The sequence below is a fragment of the Streptomyces sp. NPDC013187 genome, from assembly GCF_042899705.1.
In the GTDB taxonomy this organism is placed as follows: domain Bacteria; phylum Actinomycetota; class Actinomycetes; order Streptomycetales; family Streptomycetaceae; genus Streptomyces; species Streptomyces hawaiiensis_A.
The window spans coordinates 262805-281687 of record NZ_JBIBAF010000013.1; the positions used below are offsets into that span (position 1 = coordinate 262805).

At 71.9% G+C, this 18883-nt stretch carries 20 protein-coding genes; 5 read left to right on the forward strand and 15 right to left on the reverse strand.

What is annotated here, in order from left to right:
* Window positions 1–53: 53 nt before the first annotated feature.
* The 5 genes from gatB to ACFY5B_RS27725 all read right to left on the reverse strand — a co-directional run bounded on the left by gatB (window position 54) and on the right by ACFY5B_RS27725 (window position 4091).
* Entirely contained in the window at window positions 54–1568 is a 1515-nt protein-coding gene (gene gatB / locus ACFY5B_RS27705; protein ID WP_389973993.1) for an Asp-tRNA(Asn)/Glu-tRNA(Gln) amidotransferase subunit GatB, read from the reverse strand.
* A gap of 16 nt (window positions 1569–1584) precedes the next feature.
* The gene (locus ACFY5B_RS27710) at window positions 1585–1824 is read right to left on the reverse strand and encodes a hypothetical protein (protein ID WP_030851407.1); all 240 of its coding nucleotides are present in this window, start codon (window positions 1822–1824) and stop codon (window positions 1585–1587) included.
* Window positions 1821–3314 (reverse strand): Asp-tRNA(Asn)/Glu-tRNA(Gln) amidotransferase subunit GatA, encoded by a 1494-nt coding sequence (gene gatA, locus ACFY5B_RS27715; RefSeq protein ID WP_184850262.1) that lies wholly within the window; start codon window positions 3312–3314, stop codon window positions 1821–1823. The genes ACFY5B_RS27710 and gatA overlap by 4 nt, the downstream gene beginning before the upstream one ends.
* Window positions 3315–3319: 5 nt before the next feature.
* Window positions 3320–3616 carry an Asp-tRNA(Asn)/Glu-tRNA(Gln) amidotransferase subunit GatC gene (gatC, locus tag ACFY5B_RS27720; RefSeq protein ID WP_095936815.1) on the reverse strand — a complete coding sequence of 99 codons (297 nt, stop codon included), beginning with the start codon at window positions 3614–3616 and terminating at the stop codon, window positions 3320–3322.
* A 103-nt stretch (window positions 3617–3719) separates the two neighbouring features.
* A complete protein-coding gene (locus ACFY5B_RS27725) occupies window positions 3720–4091 on the reverse strand; it encodes a DUF4267 domain-containing protein (RefSeq protein ID WP_389973997.1) in 372 nt (123 codons plus the stop codon).
* A 120-nt stretch (window positions 4092–4211) separates the two neighbouring features.
* On the opposite strand from ACFY5B_RS27725, the gene ACFY5B_RS27730 reads away from it, so the two are divergent.
* Window positions 4212–4799 (forward strand): TetR/AcrR family transcriptional regulator, encoded by a 588-nt coding sequence (locus tag ACFY5B_RS27730; RefSeq protein ID WP_389974000.1) that lies wholly within the window; start codon window positions 4212–4214, stop codon window positions 4797–4799.
* A 193-nt stretch (window positions 4800–4992) separates the two neighbouring features.
* On the opposite strand, the gene ACFY5B_RS27735 is transcribed toward ACFY5B_RS27730, so the two are convergent.
* The 6 genes from ACFY5B_RS27735 to ACFY5B_RS27760 form a co-directional block, all read right to left on the reverse strand.
* The gene (locus ACFY5B_RS27735; RefSeq protein ID WP_389974003.1) at window positions 4993–7275 is read right to left on the reverse strand and encodes a putative bifunctional diguanylate cyclase/phosphodiesterase; all 2283 of its coding nucleotides are present in this window, start codon (window positions 7273–7275) and stop codon (window positions 4993–4995) included.
* 260 nt (window positions 7276–7535) lie between these two features.
* Window positions 7536–9731: an NAD-dependent DNA ligase LigA gene (gene ligA / locus ACFY5B_RS27740; RefSeq protein WP_389974006.1), complete on the reverse strand. Its 2196-nt coding sequence runs from the start codon at window positions 9729–9731 to the stop codon at window positions 7536–7538.
* Between the two features lie 15 nt (window positions 9732–9746).
* On the reverse strand, window positions 9747–10754 hold the full coding sequence (locus tag ACFY5B_RS27745; RefSeq protein WP_389974009.1) for a methionine synthase: 1008 nt from the start codon (window positions 10752–10754) through the stop codon (window positions 9747–9749).
* Between the two features lie 31 nt (window positions 10755–10785).
* Window positions 10786–11484, reverse strand: a complete 699-nt coding sequence (locus ACFY5B_RS27750) for an SDR family oxidoreductase (protein ID WP_389974012.1) — start codon at window positions 11482–11484, stop codon at window positions 10786–10788.
* Window positions 11485–11502: 18 nt separating this feature from the next.
* Window positions 11503–12042 carry a TIGR00730 family Rossman fold protein gene (locus ACFY5B_RS27755; RefSeq protein ID WP_389974014.1) on the reverse strand — a complete coding sequence of 180 codons (540 nt, stop codon included), beginning with the start codon at window positions 12040–12042 and terminating at the stop codon, window positions 11503–11505.
* A complete protein-coding gene (locus tag ACFY5B_RS27760) occupies window positions 12039–12842 on the reverse strand; it encodes a class I SAM-dependent methyltransferase (RefSeq protein ID WP_389974017.1) in 804 nt (267 codons plus the stop codon). The genes ACFY5B_RS27755 and ACFY5B_RS27760 overlap by 4 nt, the downstream gene beginning before the upstream one ends.
* A gap of 82 nt (window positions 12843–12924) precedes the next feature.
* On the opposite strand from ACFY5B_RS27760, the gene ACFY5B_RS27765 reads away from it, so the two are divergent.
* The gene (locus tag ACFY5B_RS27765) at window positions 12925–13248 is read left to right on the forward strand and encodes a DUF427 domain-containing protein (RefSeq protein WP_389974020.1); all 324 of its coding nucleotides are present in this window, start codon (window positions 12925–12927) and stop codon (window positions 13246–13248) included.
* Window positions 13249–13309: 61 nt separating this feature from the next.
* Window positions 13310–14092: an alpha/beta fold hydrolase gene (locus tag ACFY5B_RS27770; protein WP_389974023.1), complete on the forward strand. Its 783-nt coding sequence runs from the start codon at window positions 13310–13312 to the stop codon at window positions 14090–14092.
* Between the two features lie 198 nt (window positions 14093–14290).
* On the opposite strand, the gene mnmA is transcribed toward ACFY5B_RS27770, so the two are convergent.
* On the reverse strand, window positions 14291–15421 hold the full coding sequence (mnmA, locus tag ACFY5B_RS27775) for a tRNA 2-thiouridine(34) synthase MnmA (RefSeq protein WP_389974026.1): 1131 nt from the start codon (window positions 15419–15421) through the stop codon (window positions 14291–14293).
* A 60-nt stretch (window positions 15422–15481) separates the two neighbouring features.
* Between mnmA and ACFY5B_RS27780 the strand changes: the two genes are divergently transcribed.
* Window positions 15482–16147 (forward strand): N-acetylmuramoyl-L-alanine amidase, encoded by a 666-nt coding sequence (locus tag ACFY5B_RS27780; protein WP_389974029.1) that lies wholly within the window; start codon window positions 15482–15484, stop codon window positions 16145–16147.
* Between the two features lie 87 nt (window positions 16148–16234).
* Here ACFY5B_RS27780 and ACFY5B_RS27785 read toward each other — a convergent pair whose 3' ends face one another.
* The 3 genes from ACFY5B_RS27785 to ACFY5B_RS27795 form a co-directional block, all read right to left on the reverse strand.
* The gene (locus ACFY5B_RS27785) at window positions 16235–17404 is read right to left on the reverse strand and encodes a cysteine desulfurase family protein (RefSeq protein WP_389974032.1); all 1170 of its coding nucleotides are present in this window, start codon (window positions 17402–17404) and stop codon (window positions 16235–16237) included.
* A 140-nt stretch (window positions 17405–17544) separates the two neighbouring features.
* Window positions 17545–17811, reverse strand: coding sequence for a hypothetical protein (locus ACFY5B_RS27790; RefSeq protein ID WP_031103607.1), 267 nt, complete (start codon window positions 17809–17811; stop codon window positions 17545–17547).
* A 52-nt stretch (window positions 17812–17863) separates the two neighbouring features.
* A complete protein-coding gene (locus ACFY5B_RS27795) occupies window positions 17864–18028 on the reverse strand; it encodes a hypothetical protein (protein WP_389974035.1) in 165 nt (54 codons plus the stop codon).
* A 116-nt stretch (window positions 18029–18144) separates the two neighbouring features.
* Here ACFY5B_RS27795 and ACFY5B_RS27800 point away from each other — a divergent pair, with 116 nt between their 5' ends.
* Window positions 18145–18783, forward strand: a complete 639-nt coding sequence (locus ACFY5B_RS27800; protein ID WP_389974037.1) for a TetR family transcriptional regulator — start codon at window positions 18145–18147, stop codon at window positions 18781–18783.
* The last annotated feature ends 100 nt before the right edge of the window (window positions 18784–18883 follow it).

Consider the following 18883-nt stretch of genomic DNA (forward strand, 5'->3'; position numbering starts at 1 on the left):
GAGGGGGGACGCACCGGGTCCGGTGCGTCCCCCCTCGTCGGGTCCACGGGAGGTCAGCCCTCGCTGACGCCCAGCTTCTCCAGGATCAGCTCCTTGACGCGCGCCGCGTCGGCCTGACCCCGGGTCGCCTTCATGACCGCGCCGACCAGGGCACCGGCCGCGGCCACCTTGCCGCCACGGATCTTGTCCGCGACGCCCGGGTTGCCGGCGATGGCCTCCTCGACGGCGGTGGTGAGGGCGCCCTCGTCGGAGACGACCTTCAGACCGCGCTTGTCGACGACCTCGTCCGGGGTGCCCTCGCCCGCGAGGACGCCCTCGATGACCTGCCGGGCCAGCTTGTCGTTCAGGTCGCCCTTCGCGACGAGCTCGGTGACCCGGGCGACCTGCGCCGGCGTGATCGCCAGCTCGTCGAGCGCCTTGCCCGACTCGTTGGCGCTGCGGGCCAGCTCGCCCATCCACCACTTGCGGGCGGAGGCGGCGTCGGCCCCGGCCTCGATCGTGGCGACGATCGGCTCCAGCGCCCCGGCGTTGAGGATCGCCTGCATGTCGGTGGCCGACACACCCCACTCCTCGCGGAGCCGGTTGCGGCGGACCAGCGGCAGTTCGGGCAGCCCGGCGCGGATCTCCTCGACCCATTCACGGGACGGGGCGACCGGGACGAGGTCGGGCTCCGGGAAGTACCGGTAGTCCTCGGCCTCCTCCTTCACGCGGCCCGAGGTCGTGGACCCCGTGTCCTCGTGGAAGTGGCGGGTTTCCTGGATGATCGTGCCGCCGGAGGACAGGACGGCCGCGTGCCGCTGGATCTCGAAGCGTGCCGCGCGCTCCACGGAGCGGAGCGAGTTGACGTTCTTCGTCTCCGAGCGGGTGCCGAACTTCTCGGTGCCGTGCGGGCGCAGCGACAGGTTCACGTCGCAGCGCATCTGGCCCATCTCCATCCGGGCCTCGGAGACGCCGAGCGCCTTGATGAGCTCGCGCAGCTCACGGACGTAGGCCCGCGCGACCTCGGGGGCGCGCTCGCCCGCGCCCTCGATCGGCTTGGTGACGATCTCGATGAGGGGGATGCCGGCGCGGTTGTAGTCCAGCAGCGAGTGCGAGGCGCCGTGGATGCGGCCGGTGGCGCCGCCGACGTGCGTCGACTTGCCGGTGTCCTCCTCCATGTGGGCGCGCTCGATCTCCACGCGGAAGGTCTCGCCGTCCTCCAGCTGCACGTCGAGGTAGCCGTTGAAGGCGATCGGCTCGTCGTACTGGGAGGTCTGGAAGTTCTTCGGCATGTCCGGATAGAAGTAGTTCTTCCGGGCGAAGCGGCACCACTCGGCGATCTCGCAGTTGAGCGCGAGGCCGATCTTGATGGCGGACTCGACGCCGGTCGCGTTGACGACCGGGAGCGCGCCGGGCAGGCCGAGGCAGACCGGGCAGGTCTGCGTGTTGGCGTCCTGGCCGAGGGCGGTCGAGCAGCCGCAGAACATCTTGGTCTTGGTGCCGAGTTCGACATGGACCTCGAGGCCCATGACGGGGTCGTACGACGCGAGTGCGTCTTCGTACGACACCAGGTCGGTCGTGGTGGTCACGGTGAGTACTTCCCTCTCAGCCCAACAGGACGTCGTCGTCGCCCAGCTGCTTCAGCTCACGGTAGAGAATGGCCAGGTTGGTGACGACCGCGGCTCCGGTCACGACGGCGTCGAGCAGCCGCAGCGTGTCGTTGTCTCCGCGGGCCTTCTTGATCTGCTTGTAGACACCGACGGCGCCGAACGCCGACGTGGCCATCGAGATGTACAGACCGGACTTGGACTTCTTGAAGCCCTTGGCCTTGGACAGTGCGCTCACAGCGACGGAGCCTCCTCGATCAGCGGGTGGCCCCACTTTTCCACGAAGGCGGCCTCGACGGCGGCACCCACCTTGTACAGGCGGTCGTCCTTCATGACGGGGGCGATGATCTGCAGGCCGACCGGGAGATTGTCCTCCGGGGCGAGACCGCACGGCAGCGACATGGCCGCGTTGCCCGCCAGGTTGGTCGGGATGGTGCACAGGTCGGCGAGGTACATCGCCATCGGGTCGTCGGCGCGCTCGCCGATCGCGAAGGCGGTGGTCGGGGTCGTCGGGGAGACGATCACGTCGACCTGCTCGAACGCCTTGTCGAAGTCCTGCTTGATGAGCGTGCGGACCTTCTGGGCGCTGCCGTAGTAGGCGTCGTAGTAGCCGCTCGACAGCGCGTACGTGCCGAGCATGATGCGGCGCTTGACCTCGGGGCCGAAGCCGGCCTCGCGGGTCAGGGAGGTGACCGCCTCGGCGGAGTTCGTGCCGTCGTCGCCGGTCCGCAGGCCGTAGCGCAGGCCGTCGAAGCGGGCGAGGTTGGAGGAGCACTCCGAGGGCGCGATGAGGTAGTACGCCGACAGCGCCAGGTCGAAGGACGGGCAGTCCAGCTCGACGATCTCGGCGCCCAGCTCCTTCAGCAGCGCGACGGACTCGTCGAACCGCTGGATGACGCCGGCCTGGTAGCCCTCGCCGCGGAACTGCTTGACGACGCCGACGCGCATGCCCTCGACGCTGCCGTTGCGGGCGGCCTCGACGACCGCCGGGACGGGCTCGTCGATGGACGTGGAGTCGAGCGGGTCGTGCCCGGCGATGACCTCGTGCAGCAGGGCCGCGTCCAGGACCGTACGGGCGCAGGGGCCGCCCTGGTCGAGGGAGGAGGAGAAGGCGACCATGCCGTAGCGGGAGACCGCGCCGTACGTCGGCTTCACACCGACCGTGCCGGTGACGGCGGCGGGCTGGCGGATGGAGCCGCCGGTGTCGGTGCCGATGGCGAGCGGGGCCTGGAAGGAGGCGAGCGCCGCGGACGAACCGCCGCCGGAGCCGCCGGGGATCTTGGTGAGGTCCCAGGGGTTGCCGGTAGGGCCGTAGGCGCTGTTCTCGGTGGAGGACCCCATGGCGAACTCGTCCATGTTGGTCTTGCCGAGGATCACGACGTCGGCGGCCTTGAGACGCTGGGTGACCGTCGCGTCGTACGGCGGGATCCAGCCTTCGAGGATCTTCGAACCGACGGTCGTTGGCACGCCCTCGGTGGTGAAGATGTCCTTCAGCGCCAGGGGCACGCCGGCCAGCGGGCCGAGCTTCTCGCCCCGCTCGCGCTTCTCGTCCACGGCGCGGGCCTGGGCGAGGGCGCCCTCGCGGTCGACGTGCAGGAAGGCGTGCACCTTCTCGTCGACGGCCTCGATGCGGGCGAGGTGAGCCTCGGTGACCTGCACCGCGGTGAGCTCGCCGGAGGCGATCTTCGCGGCGGTCTCGGCGGCCGTGAGCTTGATGATGTCCGTCATGGCTGTTAGTCCTCCCCCAGGATCTGCGGCACCTTGAAACGCTGCTGCTCCTGGGCCGGGGCGCCGGAGAGCGCCTGCTCGGGGGTGAGCGACGGACGGACCTCGTCCACGCGCATGACGTTCGTCAGCGGGAGCGGGTGCGAGGTCGGCGGTACGTCTTGGTCGGCGACCTCGCTGACGCGGGCGACCGCGCCGATGATGTCGTCCAGCTGTCCCGCGAAGTGGTCGAGCTCTTCGGGCTTCAGCTCCAGACGCGCCAGCCGGGCGAGGTGGGCGACCTCCTCGCGCGTGATGCCAGGCATGCAGCGTTCCTCTGGGGTGAGTGGATGTGGTGTGGCCCAATCCTATGGGGCGGGGGGCCGTGTCCGTGAAACGGTTTGCCGCCCCGGAGGCTCTCGGGCCCTCTCAGACCGCGAAGAGCAGTCCGGCGATGACCAGGACGAGGACCGCGGTGGCGAAGTGGATTCCGAAGGCGACCGCCTTCGTGCCGCCGTTGCGCAGCACGATCAGGGTGTCGCCGAGCGGCACGAGGGCCACGGCGAGCATGAACCAGGCCTCGGCCCGGGCCCCCGCGAAGGCGAGCAGCGCCAGACCGACCAGACCGAGGGTGCCGTCCCGCAGCCCCTTGATCGTCAGGTAGGCGCCGGCGTCGCCGCCGGGGTCGGCCGGGACGCCGTATCCGGCGGCCGCGGGGGCGGGCTGGAACAGGAACCGGTAGCCGAGGAACAGGCAGAACAGGTTGAGCACGACAGCCAGGGTGTACGCGGTGATGGTCATGTCTCTCCTCGAATTCCAGCACGGTGATGGCCGGCGATCGGCGATTTCTAGCAACGCTAGCGGCAAGAGCGAAGCTAGCAGAGCGTCGGCAGGAACGCTAGCGGTGCTAGGATTTCTCTCATGACGATCCAGACGCGCCGGGAGCGCGAACGAGCGGAACGCGAGCGGCTGATCGTGACGGCCGCACGGGAACTGGCGGAGGCGGAGGGCTGGGACGCGGTGACCACGCGTCGGCTCGCCGACCGGATCGAGTACAGCCAGCCCGTCCTCTACAGCCACTTCAAGGGGAAGGGCGCGATCATGGCGGCGGTGGCGGTGCAGGGCTGCGCGGACCTGGCCGCCGAGATGCGGGCGGCGCGCACGGCGGCCGGGAGCGCCCGCGAGGCTCTGGCGGCGGTGGGCGGGGCGTACACCGCTTTCGCCCGGCGGCGGCCCGCGCTCTACGACGCGATGTTCACGCTCGCCGTGGACCTGCCGTTCGCCACCCCCGAGGCGCCGGCGGCCCTGCAGGAAGCCTTCGGGGAGCTACTGCAGGCCGTCCAGCCGATCGCGGCCGAGGGCGAGGACACCGGGTTGCTGACGGAGACGTACTGGGCCGGGCTGCACGGGCTGGTGACCCTGATGCGCAGCGGCCGGCTGCCCGAGGAGGCACACGAGCAACGGCTGGCACTGCTGATCGGCCACTTCGTGCCGCCCGGCACAAGCTGAGCGCTCGCCCGAGGGGAACCGGGCCGGGCAGTCGGCCGCCGTGCTCCCCACAAGCCCGCCGTCCGTGTCATCGGCCGCCGTGCTCCCCACAAGCCCGCCGTCCGTGTCATCGGCCGCCGTGCTCCCCACAAGCCCGCCGTCCGTGTGTCACCTGAGTGGCTCAGCGGCGTAGCGGAACAGCGGGAGTACGGCCCTATTCGTCGGCCGTCGCCGCGGGCAGCGCGGCGCGCGGCCGCTGCCACCCCCGGGGCCCCCGCGCCCGCAGCCACGCCGTGGTCTCCTCCGGGGGCATCGCCGCGGCGACCAGCCAGCCCTGGACGGCGTCGCAGCCGAGGTCGCGCAGGCGCTCCCAGGTCTCGTCGTCCTCGACGCCCTCGGCGACGACGAGCAGGCCGAGGGAGTGGGCGAGATCGACCGTGCAGCGCACGATCTCCGCGTCCTCGGCGTCGAATGCGAGCCGGGCCACGAACGAACGGTCGATCTTCAGCTCGCTCACCGGCAGCCGGCGCAGATGCACGAGCGAGGAGTAGCCCGTGCCGAAGTCGTCGAGCGACATCTTCACTCCGTGCGCGGTCAGTTGGTTGAGGGTGTCGGCGGCGCGCTGCGGGTCTTCCAGAAGCACGTGCTCCGTGATCTCCAGCTGGAGCGCTCCCGCCGGGACGCCGTGCCGGGCCAGCCGGGCGGCCACGGAGCCGGCGAAGCCGGGGGTGTGCACATCACGCGGGGAGACGTTCACCGCGACCGGGACGAACAGGCCCTGGTCCCGCCAGCGCGCGACCTGGCCGAGCGCGGTCTCCAGCACGTACTCGGTGAGGTGGGGCATCAGGCCCGAGGACTCGGCGATCGCTATGAACTCGTCCGGCGGCACCTTGCCCCGCTCGGGGTGCACCCACCGGACCAGCGCCTCCAGGCCCGCGACCTGCCCGTCGAAACGGACCTTGGGCTGGTAGTGCAGATGCACCTCCTGCGCGTCCAGGGCGCGGCGCAGATCGCCCAGCAGGCCGAGGCGGTCGGGGGTGTTGGAGTCGCGCTTGGACTCGTAGACCTCGACGCCGGTGCGGTCCCGCTTCGCCTGGTACATCGCCACGTCCGCCCGCCGCAGCAGCCCTTCGGCGTCCAGGGCGTGGTCGGGGAAGACGGCGACCCCGGCGCTGGCCTCCAGGACGAGGGTGAGTCCGTCGAGGTCGAGGGGCGAGCTGAGGGCGGCCACGAGGTTGCGGGCGATCCGGGTCGCGGAGGTCGTGGAGTCGGCGACCGGGAGTAAGACGGCGAACTCGTCCCCGCCGAGCCGGGCGGCCTCCGCCCCGCGCGGCAGCGCCACCCGCAGCCGGTCGGCGATCTGCAACAGCAGCCGGTCACCTGCGAGATGACCGAGCGTGTCGTTGACCGACCGGAACCGGTCGAGGTCGATCAGCATGAGGGCGGCGCGGGCGTCGATCCGCTCCGCGTCGTCCAGCGCGGTCCAGATGCGCTCCAGCAGCCACTGGCGGTTGGGCAGCCCGGTCAGCGGGTCACGCAGCTGCTCCTCCGCCCGGGCCCGGGCTATCCACAGGGTGGAGTCCAGGGCGATCAGGGGGATGGAGAACAGCGGCAGCAGGATGGGCTTGGCCACGGCGACCACGCAGAGCAGCGGCGCGATGCCCAGCAGCGCGACGGCGACCAGTCCCTGTCTGACCAGGGCGGTGCGGGCGACGGTGGGCAGGCCGGGGCGCGGGGCGTGCAGGTACCAGAGCAGGACGCGGGTGACCGCCAGATAGGCGACGGCGACCAGGACGACCTGAGGTGCGGTGGCGAGTGTCCAGGCGGCGGGGTCCGCCGGGGACTCGACGGACGGCACGGTTCCGAAGACGGCGAGCACGAGCGCGCCGGCGCCGATGCCGAGGAGGTCGACCGCGCCGTGCAGCACACCCTGGCGCCAGCGGTTGCGGCGGGCCGTGCCGACCAGCACGACGACCGTGAGGCTGACCATGCCGGCCGGAACCCAGCCGTAGAGCAGCAGCACGGCGAGGGTGAGGGCGGCGCCCGAGCCGGTGCCGCCCCACCAGCGGGAGCGGCCCAGCATCACGAGGTGACCGACGATGATGCCGGTGAGCACGGCCAGCGACCAGCCGGCCGTGGCGGCCGGGAAGAGCGCGTGCCCGCCGGTGAAGGCCCGGTAGAAGCCGGCGCCCAGGACGAAGCCGGCCGCCGCGACGACAGCCGCGGGCAGCGCGGGCCAGGCCTGGTGCCGTTCGCCGTCCTGGTCCGGATCAGCGCCGGCCGGCCCGGGGGTGTGTTCGACGGCCTGCTGTGCCCCGAGGCCTTCCGCGGCGCGCCCCGCGCCGCCGCGCCCGTCCGGGGTGTACTGTCCGGCGGCGCGCACCTGCGCACCCGGACGCCCCGCCGACCACACGGCCTCACGGACCGCACGCCATGCGACCGCCATGCGGCGCAGGTGCAGCCGTGAACCCGGCGCGGCGCTCTCGGTCGGTTCCATTCCCGTCCCTCTCACAGCCGGCGGTGCCCCACGCCCCGCGGCCCGGTGCCCGACAACCCTTGGGCGGCCCGCGTCGGAAAATCCTTCCCCGCGCTCCGTGCGAGCACGAAGTTGCCCCGACCGCAGCTGGGCACGGCAGGCGCACATCTCAACAGTAGGCCGCAGAAGGCTTCCACGGGCGGCGGTCGCCGACGGTTGCCCGAATGCGCACCGGCCACCCGTATGCATCTGGTATGCGCCGAACGGGTGGCCTTCAACCGCTACTCCTCGGCCGAAAGGGCGACTTCGGCCGCCGCGTCCGGTCCCTGCTCCAGCAGGACGCCGAAACCGTCCTCGTTCAGGACCGGAACCTTCAGCTGCATCGCCTTGTCGTACTTCGACCCGGGGCTGTCGCCCACCACGACGAACGACGTCTTCTTCGAAACCGAGCCGGTCACCTTCGCTCCGCGGCTCTGCAGCGCCTCCTTGGCGCCGTCCCGCGTGAAGTGTTCGAGCGTGCCGGTGACGACGACGGTGAGACCTTCGAGCGGGCGCGGCCCTTCGTCCTCGCCGGTGCTCTCGGCCTCCATGCGGACGCCCGCGGCCTTCCACTTGCGGATGATGTCGCGGTGCCAGTCCTCGGCGAACCACTGCTTGAGGGAGGCGGCGATGGTCGGGCCGACGCCCTCGGTGACCGCAAGCTCCTCTTCCGTGGCCTGGTCGATGCGCTCGATCGAGCGGAACTCGCGGGCCAGTGCCTCGGCGGCGACGGGCCCGACGTGACGGATCGACAGGCTGGTGATGACGCGGGCCAGGGGGCGCTGCTTGGCCGCCGCGATGTTCTCCAGCATGGCGACCGCGTTCTTGCGGGGCTCGCCCTGCTGGTTGGCGAAGATCGTGGCGATCTTCTCCTCGCCGGTCTTCGGGTCGCGCTTGGGCAGACCGCTGTCCGGGTCGAGGACGTACGCCTTGATGGGCAGCAGTTGCTCGATGGTGAGGTCGAAGAGGTCGCCCTCGTCGACCAGGGGCGGGGTCTCGGGCTCCAGCGGGGCGGTGAGGGCGGCCGCGGCGACGTAGCCGAAGTGCTCGATGTCCAGCGCCTTGCGGCCGGCGAGGTAGAAGAGGCGCTCGCGCAACTGGGCCGGGCAGGTGCGGGCGTTGGGGCAGCGCAGGTCGACGTCGCCCTCCTTCATCGGCCGCAGCGCCGTGCCGCACTCGGGGCACTCGCTCGGCATCACGAACTCGCGCTCGCTGCCGTCGCGCAGGTCGGCGACGGGGCCCAGGATCTCCGGGATGACGTCACCGGCCTTGCGCAGCACGACCGTGTCCCCGATGAGGACGCCCTTGGCCTTGACCACGTCCTGGTTGTGCAGCGTGGCGAACTCGACCTCGGAGCCCGCGACCGTGACCGGCTCGACCTGGGCGTACGGGGTGACGCGGCCGGTGCGGCCCACGCCCACGCGGATGTTGACGAGCTTGGTGTTGACCTCCTCCGGCGCGTACTTGTACGCGATCGCCCAGCGCGGGGCGCGCGAGGTCGAGCCGAGGCGGCCCTGCAGGGAGATCTGGTCGAGCTTGACGACCACGCCGTCGATCTCGTGCTCGACCGAGTGGCGGTTCTCGCCGAAGTAGGCGATGAACTCCCGGATGCCTTCCAGGCCGTCGACCACCTTGTTGTGCCGGGAGGTGGGCAGGCCCCAGGTCTTGAGCAGGTCGTAGGCCTGGGAGAGGCGGGTCAGGCCGGTGAAGCCCTCCAGGGCGCCGATGCCGTGGACCACCATGTGCAGGGGCCGGGTGGCGGTGACGCGCGGGTCCTTCTGGCGCAGTGAACCGGCCGCCGCGTTGCGCGGGTTGGCGAAGGGCTTGTCGCCGGCCTCGACCAGGCGGGCGTTGAGCTCCTGGAACTTCTCCATCGGGAAGTAGACCTCGCCGCGGATCTCCACCAGGTCGGGGACGTCGTCGCCCTTGAGGCGGTCGGGGATCTCCGCGATCGTCCGCACGTTCGGAGTGATGTCCTCGCCGGTGCGGCCGTCACCCCGGGTGGCCGCGCGGGTGAGCCGGCCGTGCTCGTAGGTGAGGTTGACGGCGAGGCCGTCGACCTTCAGCTCGCACAGGAAGTGGTACTCCTGCTCGCCCAGTTCCCTGGCGATGCGCTCCGTCCAGGCGGCCATCTCCTCGTCGTTGAACGTGTTGTCGAGGGAGAGCATGCGCTGGCGGTGCTCGACCGCCGTGAACTCCGTCTCGTAGGACCCGGAGACCTTCTGGGTCGGCGAGTCCGGCGTGCGCAGCTCGGGGTGCTCCTCCTCCAGCGCCTCCAGGGAACGCAGCAGCTGGTCGAACTCCGCGTCGCTGACGACGGGAGCGTCCTTCACGTAGTAGCGGAAGCGGTGCTCCTCGATCTGCTCCGCGAGGCGCGCGTGCTTCTCCCGTGCCTCGGCGGGCACCGTCGTCGTCTCCGCTTGCTTGTCGCCGGCCACCGTGTCGTCCTCCCGTTACTCTGGGTTGTCCGCGAGGGATCTCGCCGCCCGGGCGCAGTGCGTGAGAGCCCTGCGCGCGTACCCCGGGGAGGCCCCCGCGAGTCCGCACGCCGGGGTGACCGTGACCGCCTCCGCGAGAAGCCCCGGAGACAGCCCCAGCCTGCGCCACAGCGTCCTGACACCCATGACGCTACCGGCAGGGTCTGACAATGGACCCTCGGTGCCCGGCACGACACCGGTGAAGAGCCGGGTCCCGGCCTCCACGGCCTCCCCGATCGCGTCGTCGTCACGCTCGGTGAGCAGCGAGAAGTCGAAGGAGACGGCGTCCGCTCCGGCCCGGCGCAACAGGGCGAACGGCACGTCCGGGGCGCAGGAGTGGACCACGACCGGCCCGGAGGCGTGCACCCCGACGAGGTCGCGCAGCGTCTGCTCGACGAGCTGCCGGTCGACGGCCCGGTGGGTGCGGTAGCCGCTGGCGCTCTTCACCTGGCCGCGCAGGACGGCGGTGAGGGACGGCTCGTCGAGCTGGAGGACGAGCTGCGCGCCCGGGATCCGCCGCCGCACCTCGTCGAGATGCAGTCGCAGCCCCTCGGCGAGGGAGGCGGCGAGGTCGCGGCAGGCGCCGGGGTCGGAGAGGGCCACCTCGCCGCCCCGCAGCTCCAGGTTGGCCGCGAGGGTCCAGGGGCCGACCGCCTGGACCTTCAGCGGCCCCTCGTACTCCTGCGTGAACTCCTCCAGCGCGTCGAGGTCCTCGCCGAGCCAGGAGCGGGCCCGCTTGGTGTCCCGGCCCGGCCGGTCCCCGAGCCGCCAGCCGCTGGGCTCCACGCGCGCGTACAGCTCGACGAGCAGGCCGGCGGTCCGTCCGATCATGTCCGCGCCGGGTCCTCGCGCGGGCAGTTCGGGCAGGAAGGGGAAGTCTTCGAAGGTGCCGGTGACGGTCTTGGCGGCCTCACGGGCGTCACCGCCCGGCATGGATCCCACACCGGTGGCGGCGCCGAACCTGAACTGGCTGTTTTCACTCACCGGAGAAGCCTACGCAGCCCCTTGACCGGGGTCAGCCTCCCGGGCGCACCGTGAGGTCGTTGACCTCCGCGTCCCTCGGCAGATCCAGGGCCATCACGATCGTCGTGGCGACCGACTCGGGGTCGATCCACTTCGAGGCGTCGTACTCCTTGCCCTCCTGCTGGTGGACCTTGGCCTGCATGGGGCTGGCCGTGCGACCGGGGTAGACCGAGGTGACGCGGACGCCGTGGCCGTGCTCCTCGTGGCGCAGGGAGTCGGCGAGGGCCTTCAGGCCGTGCTTGGAGGCGGCGTACGCGGACCACTCGGCGTGGGCGTTGAGGCCGGCGCCGGAGTTGACGAAGACGACATGGCCGCGGGTGGCGCGCAGTTGGGGCAGGAAGTGGCGGGTCAGCTCGGCGGGGGCGATCAGGTTGACGTTGAGCTGGTGGCGCCAGGTCTTCGGGGTGAGTTCGCCGACCGGGCCGAGGTCGACGACGCCGGCGATGTGCAGCAGCGAGTCCACGCGGTCCGGCAGCGACTGGTGGGAGAAGGCCCAGGAGAGCCGGTCGGGGTCGGCGAGGTCTCCGACCAGGGTCCCCGCCCCGGGGAACTCGGCCGCCAGTTCCTTGGCGCGGCCCGCGTCGCGCGCGTGCAGCACGAGCTCGTCCCCGCGCGCGTGCAGGCGGCGGGCCACGGCCGCGCCGATGCCGGAGCCGGCTCCGGTGATCACATGTGTAGCCATGCCCGCCATGCTCGCATCAGGGCCGGGTCACTCGATGCCCCGGCTCTCCTCCAGGTAGGCCAGCGCCCCGACCGGCTCCTCCGCGAAGAACACCAGGTCGGTCAGCGGGCGGGGCAGGAAGCCCTCGTCCTCCATGCGGCGGAACTGCTCCTTCAGGCCGTCGTAGAAGCCCGCGGTGTTGAGCAGGACCACCGGCTTGTCGGTGTGCCCGTGCTTCTTCAGCTCCAGGATCTCGGTCGCCTCGTCGAGCGTGCCCGTGCCGCCGACCATGATGACCACGGCGTCGGCCTTCTCCAGGAGCAGCTTCTTGCGCTCGGCGAGGTCCTTGGCGACGATCATCTCGTCGACGCCCGGGCGCGCCTTGGCCGCGAGGAACTGCACGGAGACCCCGGCCAGCCGGCCGCCCGCCTCCTGCACCCCGTCGGCGACCACCTTCATGAGGCCCACGTCGGAGCCGCCCCAGACGAGCGTGTGGCCGCCCTTGCCCAGCAGCGTGGCGAGCTCCCGCGCCGGGCGGGTGTAGCGCTCGTCGAGGTCGGCGGCGGACAGGAAGACACAGATGTTCATGAACCCACCGTACGGGCCCGGTCGGCCGCGGCGGTGAGCCGCATTTTGGACTGCCGGTGCGGCAGGCGCTCCCAGTCGTCCATGAACCGGGCGTCCAGGCCGTGCTGCGCGGCGAGGTCGGTGAGAGTACGGGTGCGGTAGTAGAAGTCCTCGTGCAGGACCTGGTGCTCCTCGCCCTCGGTGCGGTCGAAGGTGAAGTCGAAGAACCCGCCGGGTGCGAGGATCCGGCCGACGTGGGCGAAGCACTCCTCGATGACGTGCAGCGGTGAGTGCGAGAAGACGCTGTGCGCGTGCACGACGTCGAAGTGGGCGTCCGGCAGGAAGGCGAAGGTGAGGTCGTCGGCGAGCGCCAGGTAGGGCAGTTTGGGCTGGAGCTTCTCGGCCACGAGGGTGTCCTGGGCGGCGAGCAGGATGTGCGGCGAGATGTCGATGCCGTAGTAGTGCCCGGTGTCGAGGTGGCCGATGAACAGGCGCCCGGCGCGCAGATTGCCGCAGCCGATCTCCAGCATCCGGTGGTGCGGCCGCAGGCCGTGGCCCACCAGGTAGTCGAACTGCATGCGGCCGATCCGCGCCCACTGTTCGCGCGAGGGGTTGTGCCCGACCGCCGCCTCGGCGCTGCGGGCCGCGTCCGACGCCATCACGGCCCGGTAGTACGCGATGTGGTCGGGGTGGCGCAGCCGCAGCCAGGCGTCCCGCACCGCGCGCCGGGCGTGCGCGGGCACCCGCTCGGGGTGGCGCAGGGCGTACCGAACCTGGTGGAGCAGGCGGGAGCGGTTTCCGGCCGGTTCCGTGGCGCGCATGGGGGGCCTCCTGCGGCGAGGGAAGAACTCCGCTTCAGCCTGCGCTGTACCGGTGGAGTCGGCTACCCGAGGAGGGGCGATCGTGACCAGAGGACATCGCATCACCGTCGAGCGGAGCGCCGGGCATGTGCGCGTGGTGCACGGCGGGCAGGTGCTGGCCGAGAGCGACCGGTCACTGGTGCTGCGCGAGACGGGCTGTCCCGAGCGGTACTACATCCCGGCCGAGGACGTGCGCCTGGACCTGCTGACACCGTCCGGCACACAGACGTACTGCCCGTTCAAGGGCACCGCCTCCTACTGGTCGCTGCCGGACGCGGCGGACCTCGTCTGGGCGTATCCGGACCCCAAGCCGGACGTCGCCGAGATCAGGGACCACCTGTGCTTCTACGAAGTGGAAGTGTTCTGATCGGCTGACGCGCCGCCCGCCTCATCGATGAACACCGCGCCGTGCGGCAGTCTGCATGAGCATGGACAAGAAGATCCTTTCGCGCGACGGCACCCGCATCGCCTACGAGAGCACCGGACGCGGCCCCGCGGTCGTCCTGGTGAGCGGCGCGATGTCGACAGGCGGCACCCTGGCGCCGCTGGCCGTGTCGCTCTCGGAGCGTTTCCAGGCCGTGGTGTACGACCGCCGGGGCCGCGGTGCCAGCGGTGACACCGCGCCGTACGCAGTGGAGCGTGAGGTCGAGGACCTGGCCGCGGTGATCGAGGCGGTGGGCGGCGAGGCACTGCTGTACGGCATCTCCTCGGGCGGGGCCCTGGCGCTGGAGGCGGCGGCGAGCGGGCTGCCGGTGCGGCGCGTCGCCGTCTACGAGACGCCGTTCGCGATGTCGGAGGAGGGCGCCAGGGAGCGTGCCGAGTACACCGGACGGTTGACGGAGGCGCTCGGCGAAGGGCGGCGTGGGGACGCGGTCGAACTGTTCCTGCGGCTGACGGGTCTCGCCGAGGGCATGATCCAGGGCGCCCGCCAGTCCCCCATGTGGGCGGGAATGGAGGCCATGGCCCCGAGCCTCGCCTACGACGACGCCGTGATGGGCGACGGCGCCGTCCCCCGCTCCCGGCTGGGCTCGGTCGGCGTCCCCGTCCTGGCGGTGGCGGGCGACGCGAGCCCCGAGTGGCTGCGGGAGGCGGCCCGGGCGATCGCGGAATCGGTCCCCGAGGGCACCTACCGCACGCTCCAGGGGCAGACGCACATGGTCGAGCCGAACGTCCTGGCGCCGGTGCTGACGGAGTTCTTCAGCCGGGGCTGAGAGGACGGCGCGGGGGCACGCGCGCGGGAGGCATGCTCCCGGTTCCCGCGGCGGGATCGCGTGGAGCACGCCCCCAGGCTCGCGCGGCAGCCGCGGGGAGCACGCCCCGGGCTCCCGCGGCAGGACCACGTGGAGCACGCCCCCCAGGCTCCAGCGACAAGACCGTGTGGAGCACGACCCGGGCCCGGGGGCCCGGGATCAGGCCACGCCCGCCGTCGCCCGGGTCGTCGACGCGATCGTCGCCGAGCCCACCACGCGTGTGCCGTCGTACAGCACGATCGCCTGGCCGGGGGCGACGCCGCGGACGGGCTCGGTGAAGGTGACCGTCAGGGAGCCGTCCACGACTTCGGCGGTCACCTCGGTCTCGCCGCCGTGGGCGCGCAGCTGGGCCGTGTAGGTGCCGGGGCCGACCGGGGCGGCTCCGCACCAGCGGGGCTTGACGGCGGTGAGGGCGCTGACGTCCAGGGCGGACGCCGGACCGACGGTCACGGTGTTGTCGACCGGCGAGATGTCGAGGACGTAGCGCGGCTTGCCGTCGGGGGCCGGGGTGCCGATGCGCAGGCCCTTGCGCTGGCCGATGGTGAAGCCGTACGCGCCCTCGTGCGTGCCGAGCTTGGCGCCGGACTCGTCGACGATGTCGCCCTCGGAGCGGCCGAGCCGGTTCGCGAGGAAGCCCTGGGTGTCGCCGTCGGCGATGAAGCAGATGTCGTGCGAGTCGGGCTTCTTGGCCACGGCCAGGCCCCTGCGCTCGGCCTCCGCGCGGATCTCGTCCTTGGTGGTGAGGGTGTCGCCGAGCGGGAACATCGCGTGGGCGAGCTGCCGGTCGTCCAGCACGCCGAGGACGTAGGACTGGTCCTTGGCCATGTCGGAGGCGCGGTGCAGCTCGCGGGTGCCGTCCTCGCGCACGATCACCTGGGCGTAGTGGCCGGTGCAGACCGCGTCGAAGCCCAGCGCGAGCGCCTTGTCGAGGAGGGCGGCGAACTTGATCTTCTCGTTGCAGCGCAGGCACGGGTTGGGGGTGCGGCCCGCCTCGTACTCGGCGACGAAGTCCTCGACGACGTCCTCGCGGAAGCGGTCGGCGAGGTCCCACACGTAGAACGGGATGCCGATGACGTCCGCGGCACGGCGGGCGTCGCGGGAGTCCTCGATGGTGCAGCAACCCCGCGCGCCGGTCCGGAAGGATTGGGGGTTGGCGGAGAGCGCGAGGTGGACGCCGGTCACGTCGTGGCCCGCTTCGGCCGCGCGGGCGGCGGCGACGGCGGAGTCGACACCGCCGGACATGGCGGCCAGGACGCGGAGGGGGCGGGGGCGCTGCGGGGTCTCAGTCATAACCCTTCCAGGGTACGGGGGCGCGGGAACCAGGACCGCCGGGTATCCGTTGACGATCACATGGGACAGCGGAAGGCTTCGAGGGACGGCGACCGGAAGGTCGGCCGCCGCGCGCTGCTGATCGGCGGCACGGTGGCCGCGGCGGGCTCCGCCGCGCTCGCCCGGGACGAGCTGGCGCGGCTGTGGTGGCGGACTCCGGGCGTCGAGAAGCCGCGCAAGGAGGGCGAGGTCGACTACGCGGGCGCGCGGTGGGTCGCGGCGTCTGAGGCGAACTGGCGCCGCGCGGACCGGCCCGACGACTACGGCATAGACATGGTGGTCGTCCATGTCACGCAGGGCGGCTTCGACAGCGCGGTGAAGGCCTTCCAGGACCCGGGGCACAAGGCGGCGGCGCACTACATCGTCGGCCGGGACGGGCATGTGGCGCAGATGATCCGCGAGCTGGACGTGGCGTACCACGCGGGCAACCGCGACTACAACGAACGCAGTATCGGCATCGAGCACGAGGGCTTCGTGGACCGCCCGCAGGACTTCACGGACGAGATGTACGAGGCCTCGGCCCGGCTCACGGCCCGGATCTGCGCCCGCTACGACATACCCGTCGACCGCGAGCACATCATCGGCCACGTGGAGGTCCCGGGCACGGACCACACGGACCCGGGGCGGCACTGGGACTGGGAGAAGTACATGCGCCTGATACGCCGGGCGCGGACCAGCCCGGCCTGACGCCAGGGCCGTTCGCAACCGCCGCTGCCGGGGCCCGGGTCGGCAGGCGCCGCCTGCGCGACCGCGACCGGCCCCGGGCCGACGGGCCTACGTGAGTCCCGCCGCCCTGGCCCGTTCCACCGCCGGGCCGATGGCCTTCGCCAGGGCCTCGACATCGGCCTCGGTGGAGGTGTGGCCGAGGGAGAAGCGCAGGGTGCCGCGGGCCAGGTCGGGGTCGGTGCCGGTGGCGAGGAGGACGTGGCTGGGCTGGGCGACGCCGGCGGTGCAGGCGGAGCCGGTCGAGCACTCGATGCCCTGGGCGTCGAGCAGGAGCAGCAGGGAGTCGCCCTCGCAGCCGGGGAAGGTGAAGTGCGCGTTGGCCGGGAGGCGGCCCTGCGGGTCCGGGTCGCCGCCGAGGATCGCGTCCGGCACGGCCGAGCGGACCGCGGCGACGAGACTGTCGCGCAGGGTCCCGATCTCACGGGCGAACCACTCGCGCTGCTCGGCGGCGAGCCGTCCGGCGACGGCGAAGGAGGCGACGGCGGGCACGTCGAGGGTGCCGGAGCGCACATGCCGCTCCTGACCGCCGCCGTGCAGGACGGGTACGGGCGTGTGGTCACGGCCGAGGATCAGCGCGCCGATGCCGTAGGGGCCGCCGATCTTGTGGCCCGAGACCGTCATCGCGGCCAGGCCGGAGGCGGCGAAGCCGACGGGGATCTGTCCGAAGGCCTGGACGGCGTCCGAGTGCAGCGGGACCCCGAACTCGGCTGCCGCGGCGGCGAGTTCACGGACGGGCAGGATCGTCCCGATCTCGTTGTTCGCCCACATGACGGTGGCGAGGGCCACGTCGTCGGGATTGCGGGCGATCGCCTCGCGCAGGGCGTCGGGGTGGACGCGGCCGTGGGGGTCGACCGGCAGGTACTCGACGGTGGCGCCTTCGTGTTCGCCGAGCCAGTGCACGGCGTCGAGGACCGCGTGGTGCTCGACGGGGCTGGCGAGGACGCGGGTGCGGGCCGGGTCGGCGTCGCGGCGTGACCAGTAGAGGCCCTTGACGGCGAGGTTGTCGGCCTCCGTGCCGCCCGAGGTGAAGACGACCTCGCTGGGGCGGGCGCCGAGGGCTTCGGCGAGGGTCTCGCGGGCCTCCTCGACGGTGCGGCGGGCCTGCCTGCCGGATGCGTGGAGGGAGGACGCGTTGCCGGTGGCACCCAGCTGGGCGGTGAGCGCCTCTGCCGCCTCCGGGAGCATCGGGGTGGTCGCGGCGTGGTCGAGGTAAGCCATGGTGAGCCCGATTCTACGGCTCCCCTTCGACGGGCCTCAGAGCAAGGCCGGACGAACGTGAACCGCTTTCCGGCGCGGCGACGGCCCGTCGTCCCCGGGCCCGGCCGCGGCGTACCGGCGGACGGCTGTCCGACGGCGGCTCAGAAGCTCCACGAGATGGTGCTGTCGAACTCCATGAAGGCCGCGAGGACCAGCAGATCGGCGACGCCCAGGCCCAGACCCAGCAACGCGCGGCCGCGACGCTCGGTGCCGCGCCACAGGGCGACACTCGCCAGCACGATGGCGATCGGGCCGAGGAAGAGGTTGAGCACGAGCAGGCCGAGCAGGCCGAGGATGAAGGACGCGACGGCCATGCCGTCGGTGTCACGGATACCGGTGCGGCGCGAGGCCGGAGCGGTGAGCTGCATGATGAACGACTCCCGAAGTCGGATCGAATGATCGAAGGGGTGACGGGCGGCGTCAGTGGGCCTGCGTGTGGCGACGGCGGCCGCGCTCGCGGAGCGCGAAGATGCCGAGCCAGACGGCGACGACGGCGCCGACGGCGACGGAGAAGGTGAGCGGTGCGTGGGCCACGGTGCCCAGGACGACGCCCAGCAGCAGGAGTGCGGCGACGATGAACAGCACGGGAAACAACCCCCAGGGTTTCGGTGAACGGTTGTGGTTACAGTTGTTCACTGACTTCCCAGTCTAACGCCTCCCATGACTTTCCAATTCCAGAGAACAGTTGTTAACTGCATGGTATGAGTCACACCCTCGGCATCCGGCAGGCCCAGAAGCAGAAGACCCGGCAGGCACTCCTCGACGCGGCCCTCGGGCTGCTGGAGGAGCAGAGTCTGAGCAGCCTGGGACTGCGCGAGGTCACCCGCGCCGTCGGTGTCGCCCCGACCGCCTTCTACCGCCACTTCCGCTCCACGGCGGATCTGGGCGTGGCCCTGGTCGAGGAGGCGCTGGGCAGCCTGCACCCGATGATCCGGACGACGGTGTCCACGACGGGCGACCGCGAGGAACGCGTCACGCGCGCCATCGACTTGATCGCCCGTCACGTCGACGGGTACCCCGCCCATGTCCGTTTCATCGCTCGTGAACGACATGGCGGAGTTCAGCCGGTTCGGGAGGCGATAAGGGGCCAACTGGCCCGGTTCGCCCAAGAAGTCAAGGACGAACTGGCCAAGGATCCTGTCGCGGAGGGCTGGAGCGAGGACGACCTGCTGATGCTCGCGCACCTCTACGTCGACCAGATGCTGAGCACGGCGTCGCTGTTCCTGGAGGCCCTGGAAGGGCCGGAGGAGGAGCGCCCGGACCGGACCCGGCACGTCGCGCAGCTGGCGACCCGCCAGATGCGGCTGATCGGCCTCGGCCGCCACCACTGGCTTGATTGACACCCTCGTGCGGCAACACGGCGGGGGGGGGGGGGCCCGGGCCCCGGGGCGCCCCCCCCCCCCCCGGGGGGGGACCCCGCGCCGCCCCCCCGGCCCGGCC

Coding starts and splice junctions, on each gene's coding strand:
- ACFY5B_RS27725 (WP_389973997.1), bottom strand. CDS start 4,091: ATGACCATCACCGCGTACACCCTGGCTGTCGTGCTCAACCTGTTCTGC.
- gatC (WP_095936815.1), bottom strand. CDS start 3,616: ATGCCTGGCATCACGCGCGAGGAGGTCGCCCACCTCGCCCGGCTGGCG.
- ACFY5B_RS27770 (WP_389974023.1), top strand. CDS start 13,310: ATGGACAAGAAGATCCTTTCGCGCGACGGCACCCGCATCGCCTACGAG.
- ACFY5B_RS27750 (WP_389974012.1), bottom strand. CDS start 11,484: ATGGCGGGCATGGCTACACATGTGATCACCGGAGCCGGCTCCGGCATC.
- ACFY5B_RS27785 (WP_389974032.1), bottom strand. CDS start 17,404: ATGGCTTACCTCGACCACGCCGCGACCACCCCGATGCTCCCGGAGGCG.
- ACFY5B_RS27760 (WP_389974017.1), bottom strand. CDS start 12,842: ATGCGCGCCACGGAACCGGCCGGAAACCGCTCCCGCCTGCTCCACCAG.
- ACFY5B_RS27780 (WP_389974029.1), top strand. CDS start 15,482: ATGGGACAGCGGAAGGCTTCGAGGGACGGCGACCGGAAGGTCGGCCGC.
- ACFY5B_RS27735 (WP_389974003.1), bottom strand. CDS start 7,275: ATGGAACCGACCGAGAGCGCCGCGCCGGGTTCACGGCTGCACCTGCGC.
- ACFY5B_RS27800 (WP_389974037.1), top strand. CDS start 18,145: ATGAGTCACACCCTCGGCATCCGGCAGGCCCAGAAGCAGAAGACCCGG.
- ACFY5B_RS27755 (WP_389974014.1), bottom strand. CDS start 12,042: ATGAACATCTGTGTCTTCCTGTCCGCCGCCGACCTCGACGAGCGCTAC.
- mnmA (WP_389974026.1), bottom strand. CDS start 15,421: ATGACTGAGACCCCGCAGCGCCCCCGCCCCCTCCGCGTCCTGGCCGCC.
- gatA (WP_184850262.1), bottom strand. CDS start 3,314: ATGACGGACATCATCAAGCTCACGGCCGCCGAGACCGCCGCGAAGATC.
- ACFY5B_RS27730 (WP_389974000.1), top strand. CDS start 4,212: ATGACGATCCAGACGCGCCGGGAGCGCGAACGAGCGGAACGCGAGCGG.
- ACFY5B_RS27790 (WP_031103607.1), bottom strand. CDS start 17,811: ATGCAGCTCACCGCTCCGGCCTCGCGCCGCACCGGTATCCGTGACACC.